The organism is Klebsiella sp. HMSC25G12 (genome assembly GCF_001807705.1).
In the GTDB taxonomy this organism is placed as follows: domain Bacteria; phylum Pseudomonadota; class Gammaproteobacteria; order Enterobacterales; family Enterobacteriaceae; genus Klebsiella; species Klebsiella variicola.
This window is the reverse complement of record NZ_KV789844.1, coordinates 1-5,074: the sequence shown is the minus strand read 5'-3', so window position 1 is coordinate 5,074 and position 5,074 is coordinate 1. Positions and strand designations below refer to the sequence as shown.

8 protein-coding genes and 1 pseudogene are annotated in these 5,074 nt (G+C 61.7%); 1 reads left to right on the top strand and 8 read right to left on the bottom strand.

All coding sequences use genetic code 11. The features are described 5' to 3' along the window. From HMPREF3096_RS28920 to merT, 7 genes are all read right to left on the bottom strand, one after another. Positions 1 to 174 (bottom strand): DUF3330 domain-containing protein (locus HMPREF3096_RS28920; RefSeq protein WP_077270154.1); only part of this gene is annotated, 174 nt, incomplete at its 3' end. A 65-nt stretch (positions 175 to 239) separates the two neighbouring features. Then, positions 240 to 476 carry a broad-spectrum mercury transporter MerE gene (gene merE / locus HMPREF3096_RS07555; RefSeq protein WP_001087807.1) on the bottom strand — a complete coding sequence of 79 codons (237 nt, stop codon included), beginning with the start codon at positions 474 to 476 and terminating at the stop codon, positions 240 to 242. After that, positions 473 to 838 (bottom strand): mercury resistance co-regulator MerD, encoded by a 366-nt coding sequence (gene merD / locus HMPREF3096_RS07550; RefSeq protein WP_001277466.1) that lies wholly within the window; start codon positions 836 to 838, stop codon positions 473 to 475. The genes merE and merD overlap by 4 nt, the downstream gene beginning before the upstream one ends. A gap of 17 nt (positions 839 to 855) precedes the next feature. After that, complete coding sequence (gene merA, locus HMPREF3096_RS07545; protein ID WP_000209296.1) at positions 856 to 2,541, bottom strand: mercury(II) reductase; 1,686 nt, start codon at positions 2,539 to 2,541, stop codon at positions 856 to 858. 38 nt (positions 2,542 to 2,579) lie between these two features. Then, the gene (merC, locus tag HMPREF3096_RS07540; RefSeq protein WP_000522996.1) at positions 2,580 to 3,005 is read right to left on the bottom strand and encodes an organomercurial transporter MerC; all 426 of its coding nucleotides are present in this window, start codon (positions 3,003 to 3,005) and stop codon (positions 2,580 to 2,582) included. A gap of 27 nt (positions 3,006 to 3,032) precedes the next feature. Beyond that, complete coding sequence (gene merP / locus HMPREF3096_RS07535; protein WP_000732275.1) at positions 3,033 to 3,308, bottom strand: mercury resistance system periplasmic binding protein MerP; 276 nt, start codon at positions 3,306 to 3,308, stop codon at positions 3,033 to 3,035. A gap of 15 nt (positions 3,309 to 3,323) precedes the next feature. Then, on the bottom strand, positions 3,324 to 3,689 hold the full coding sequence (gene merT / locus HMPREF3096_RS07530; protein WP_001294656.1) for a mercuric ion transporter MerT: 366 nt from the start codon (positions 3,687 to 3,689) through the stop codon (positions 3,324 to 3,326). A 71-nt stretch (positions 3,690 to 3,760) separates the two neighbouring features. On the opposite strand from merT, the gene merR reads away from it, so the two are divergent. Then, the gene (gene merR, locus HMPREF3096_RS07525) at positions 3,761 to 4,216 is read left to right on the top strand and encodes an Hg(II)-responsive transcriptional regulator (protein WP_001166628.1); all 456 of its coding nucleotides are present in this window, start codon (positions 3,761 to 3,763) and stop codon (positions 4,214 to 4,216) included. Positions 4,217 to 4,234: 18 nt separating this feature from the next. Here the strand turns inward: merR and HMPREF3096_RS07520 are convergent. Further along, a pseudogene (locus tag HMPREF3096_RS07520) lies at positions 4,235 to 5,074 on the bottom strand (TrbI/VirB10 family protein); the annotation flags it as partial.

Sequence of the window (5,074 nt, the reverse complement as noted above, 5' to 3'; positions counted from 1 at the left end):
AACGGGAGTGACCATAGATTCCGTTTTCTGAGGTGACCCCTCATAGCAATCCAGCCCGCAGAAATGTTCGACGTATTCCGCGCCTTCCGGGGTGAAGGCGGCATCGAGCGGAATTTCTTTGCAGCATACGCAGCAGGTGGTGCAACTGGCAGTGTTCGGGGCGTTTGCGTTCATGGTGGTACTCCTCCAGATTGGTAGCGAAGCTCAAAGCTGCCCACTCTCGGCTGGCTGGGAAGCGGTCATGATCTTCCCTTGAAGGCCCGCAGCAGCCGCGTCACAGACAGGACAAACAAGCCGGTCAGCGTGAGGGCTGCAATACCCCAGTGCTCCCCGATGAACGCGCCGGCCGTCGTGCCGGCTAGCACAATGGCGAGAATCGGCAAATGGCAGGGACAGGTGAGCACGGCCAGCGCGCCCCACAAGTAGCCGGTGATCGGTTTGTGCGTCTCAGACGGCAAGTGCTCTGGGCTGTTCATGGCAGACTCTCCGCGTGCTGTGCCGGTTCGGTTGGCATGGCGGCCAGTTGCATTTCGAGGCTGGCCAGGGCCTCGCGCCGACGCTCGACGAGTTGCCGCAACACGGCAAGCTGCGCAGACGCACCGTCACCGTCCGCAGCATCCAGCGCCCGGCACAGCCGCGCCAGTGCGTCCAGGCCGATACCCGCTTCGAAGGCAGCCCGTACAAAGCGCAGCCGTTGCAACGCGGTGTCATCGAACAAGCCGTAGCCGCCCGTGGTGTACGCGACCGGCCGTAGCAATCCGCGCAGCAGGTAGTCGCGCACGATATGCACGCTCACCCCGGCATCAAGGGCCAGCCGGGACACTGTGTAGGCGCTCATTGAACACCTCCTTTTCCTCATCCGGCGCAGCACGAAAGCTGCTTCACGTCCTTGCTGAAGGTCTGCGCCGCGAGCTTCAGCCCTTCGACCATGGTCAGGTAGGGGAACAATTGGTCGGCCAGTTCCTGCACGGTCATACGGTTGCGAATGGCGAGCACCGCCGTCTGGATCAGTTCACCCGCTTCCGGGGCCACCGCTTGCACGCCGATGAGCCGTCCGCTACCTTCCTCGATGACCAGCTTGATGAAGCCGCGTGTGTCGAAGTTGGCAAGCGCACGCGGCACGTTATCCAGTGTTAGCAGGCGACTGTCGGTCTCGATCCCGTCGTGATGTGCTTCCGCCTCGCTGTAGCCCACGGTGGCGACCTGCGGGTCGGTGAACACCACGGCCGGCATTGCGGTCAGGTCCAGGGCCGCATCGCCGCCAGTCATGTTGATCGCCGCACGAGTGCCGGCCGCTGCCGCCACATAGACGAACTGCGGCTGGTCGGTGCAGTCGCCGGCCGCGTAGATGTTCGGGCTACTGGTGCGCATGCCCTTGTCGATGACGATGGCCCCCTGCGCATTGACGGCTACCCCCGCCGCTTCCAATGCCAGGCTGCGCGTGTTCGGTGTCCGGCCGGTGGCGACCAGCAGCTTGTCGGCGCGCAATTCACCGTGCGTGGTGGTCAGCACGAATTCACCGTCCATATGGGCGACCTGGCTGGCTTGCGTGTGCTCCAGCACCTCGATGCCCTCGGCACGGAAAGCGGCTGTCACCGCCTCGCCGATGGCCGGGTCTTCACGGAAGAACAAGGTATTGCGCGCCAGGGCCGTGACCTTGCTGCCCAGCCGGGCAAAGGCTTGCGCCAGCTCCAGCGCCACCACCGACGAGCCGATTACGGCAAGGCGTTCGGGAATGGTGTCGCTCGCCAGGGCCTCGGTGGAAGTCCAGTAGGGTGACTCTTTCAAGCCCGGAATCGGCGGGACCGCCGGGCTGGCACCCGTGGCGACCAGGCAGCGGTCGAACATCACGACGCGCTCGCCACCCTCGTTCAAACTAACGATAAGGCTCTGGTCGTCCTTGAAACGCGCTTCACCGTGCAGAACGGTGATGGCTGAATTGCCGTCCAGGATGCCTTCGTACTTGGCATGACGGAGTTCTTCGACACGGGCCTGCTGCTGGGCCAGCAGCCGCTCGCGCAAGATCGTCGGCGGTGTGGGTGGCATGCCGCCGTCGAATGGGCTTTCCCGGCGCAGATGGGCGATGTGGGCGGCGCGGATCATGATCTTGGACGGCACACAACCGACGTTGACGCAGGTGCCGCCGATGGTGCCGCGCTCAATCAGCGTGACCTGCGCGCCTTGCTCGACGGCCTTCAGTGCTGCCGCCATCGCGGCTCCACCGCTACCAATGACGACGACCTGCAACGGGCGTTCGTTGCCACTGGGCTTATCAGCGGCCCCTATCCAGCCGCGCATCTTGTCGAGCAGGCCGGCGCGGTTGTCCGTCGGTGGCGCATCGGCAAGCGTTGCCTCGTAGCCCAGTCCGGCCACGGCGGTAGTCAGCGCATCCGATGACGTGCCCGCCTCAATGGCGAGTTGCGCTGTGCCCTTCGGATAGGACACCAGCGCCGATTGCACGCCGGGCACTTTCTCCAAGGCTTCCTTGACGTGAGCCGCGCACGAGTCGCAGGTCATCCCGGTGATTTTCAGGGTGGTCATGTATTTTTCCTTTTCTGTGGTGGCTACGGCTGTTGCCGTCAGCCACGTTGTTCTGGCAATTCACAGCTGTCCGGCCCGCAGCGGCGATGTGCTGGCGAGATGAAATCCCAGACCGACACCCCAACCATCAAGGCCAGGCCGACATAGAGCAGTCCACCGCTCTGCCAGCCGTAAGCCCGCATTAAAAACACCGCTGCCAGCACCAAGATCGGGCCTATCGTGCCGAGCGCCGTGCGTCGCCACTGTCGATGATTGAGCCAAGCGATAGCATTGGCGAGTAACGCGATGCCGGCGAACATCGGCAGCAGGATGCCAATGAATAGCCCCTCGTACTGGCTCAAGAAGCCCAGTCCGATGGCCGCGCCAAAGCTGGCGATGGCAGGAAAACAGGCGGCGCAGCCCATCGCGGAAACGACGCTGCCGAGCGCGCCGGTTTTGCCAGCGATGCGCGTGATGAGTCCCATGTGTCGCTCCCGAGTTCGGTTAACGGATCAGCGTTTGAGGCTGGACGGATAGCCCGCGTCCTCGGTCGCCTTGGTCAACTTCTGGACGTTGGTCTTGGCATCGTCGAAGGTGACGACGGCCTGGCGCTTGTCGAAACTTACGTCGGTCTTGCTCACGCCCTCAACCTTGGAAAGCGCGTGCTTGACAGTGATCGGGCAAGAGGCGCAGGTCATGCCAGGCACGGACAGCGTGACGGTCTGGGTGGCGGCCCACACGGGGGCAACAACGGCAGCGAGGGCGAGGGCGGCAAACAGTTTTTTCATGATGAACTCCTGTGATTAATAGAAAAATGGCATGACGTAGGGAAATCCGAGCGAGACCAGGACCAGCGCGGCCACGATCCAGAAAATGAGCTTGTAAGTAGCTCGCACTTGGGGAATCGCGCAGACCTCACCCGGTTTGCAGGCTTGCGCCGGGCGGTAGATGCGCCGCCAGGCGAAAAACAGCGCGACCAGCGCTGCGCCGATGAAGATCGGGCGATAGGGTTCCAGCACCGTCAGGTTGCCGATCCATGCCCCGCTGAACCCCAAGGCGATCAAAACCAGCGGCCCCAGGCAGCAGGCCGACGCAAGAATGGCGGCCAGCCCACCGGCGAAGAGCGCGCCGCGCCCGTTTTGTGGTTCAGACTTTTGTGGTTCAGACATACGCTTGTCCTTTCAAATTTGGTTTGGATAGCTTAAGCTTACTTCCGTAGTTATGTACGGAGTCAAGCGATATGCAAATTAATTTTGAGAATCTGACCATTGGCGTTTTTGCCAAGGCGGCCGGGGTCAATGTGGAGACCATCCGGTTCTACCAGCGCAAGGGCCTGCTGCCGGAGCCAGACAAGCCCTATGGCAGCATTCGCCGCTATGGCGAGGCGGATGTAACACGAGTGCGGTTCGTGAAATCGGCCCAGCGGCTGGGCTTTAGCCTGGACGAAATCGCCGAGCTACTGCGGCTGGAGGATGGCACCCATTGCGAGGAAGCCAGCGGCCTGGCCGAGCACAAGCTCAAGGATGTGCGCGAGAAGATGGCCGACTTGGCACGCATGGAGGCCGTGCTGTCTGAACTGGTGTGCGCCTGCCATGCGCGGAAAGGGAACGTTTCCTGCCCGCTGATTGCGTCACTGCAAGACGGAACGAAGCTCGCTGCATCGGCGCGGGGGAGTCACGGGGTGACTACGCCTTAGCGTGCTTTATTTTCCGAATTCTGAGACGACCCCAACAAAACCGGCCCCCCATGCCCAGCCGAGGATTTTTCCGTTACGCATCACCACCTCTCCCTTAACCCCGTTTTTCCCCATAAATGACACGTGGCCGTTAATGGGCTGATCGATGGTTTTATCACCTTTGATACAGCTGATATTGCGGGTCCGGACAATGGCGCGCTCACTCGATACGTCGCCCCAGGCTTCAAGCCCCACAAAACACCCTGTCAGGTCGTAGGTTTTGCTGTTTGGCATTTCCACGCGACCGGTGATACGCAGCTGCATCGGTACAGTGGATTCATTCCCGGTAACAGACGCGTTGGCATCTGCCCCCTCGATAAGCATGCTTTTTGCAAAGCTCCCCGACGGAATGTACGGCAATGACTTCGCGTTCTTTCCTTTGTCGTAACTGAACGTTTTACGCTGTATCTGGTTTGGTACCGGCACAGACTGGTAGCTGACCTGCGGCGGCGGTGTCATACCATTCCCCGGATAGAATGCCGTCGGAGGCGGTACCGCGGCGCCGGTCTGCGGCGGATAACTGGCTGGTTGCGGCTCACCTTCCGGACCGGGTGGCGGTGACGGAGGAGTCGGCGCGGGCTCGCCACCAGAGACAGCCGGTTTCACGCCCAGCGCCTTCAGCTGATTCTGCATGGCTTCATTGTCACTGCTGAGTTTGTCGATACGTATCTGGTCAGCGGTTCGCGCCTTACTCAGCAGGTCCACTTCCCCCTGCAGGGAGTCAAAACGCTTGTTGAGATCAGCAGCTGTCGCCTGCATTTCGGTGGTCGCGTGCTGCTCCACCTTACTGTTGAAGCTGCTGTCGACCACCCCGGTCAT

What these genes read in the sequence shown, in the direction of transcription:
- merE (WP_001087807.1), bottom strand. Translation starts at nt 476, where the DNA reads ATGAACAGCCCAGAGCACTTGCCGTCTGAGACGCACAAACCGATCACC.
- merD (WP_001277466.1), bottom strand. Translation starts at nt 838, where the DNA reads ATGAGCGCCTACACAGTGTCCCGGCTGGCCCTTGATGCCGGGGTGAGC.
- merA (WP_000209296.1), bottom strand. Translation starts at nt 2,541, where the DNA reads ATGACCACCCTGAAAATCACCGGGATGACCTGCGACTCGTGCGCGGCT.
- merC (WP_000522996.1), bottom strand. Translation starts at nt 3,005, where the DNA reads ATGGGACTCATCACGCGCATCGCTGGCAAAACCGGCGCGCTCGGCAGC.
- merP (WP_000732275.1), bottom strand. Translation starts at nt 3,308, where the DNA reads ATGAAAAAACTGTTTGCCGCCCTCGCCCTCGCTGCCGTTGTTGCCCCC.
- merT (WP_001294656.1), bottom strand. Translation starts at nt 3,689, where the DNA reads ATGTCTGAACCACAAAAGTCTGAACCACAAAACGGGCGCGGCGCGCTC.
- merR (WP_001166628.1), top strand. Translation starts at nt 3,761, where the DNA reads ATGCAAATTAATTTTGAGAATCTGACCATTGGCGTTTTTGCCAAGGCG.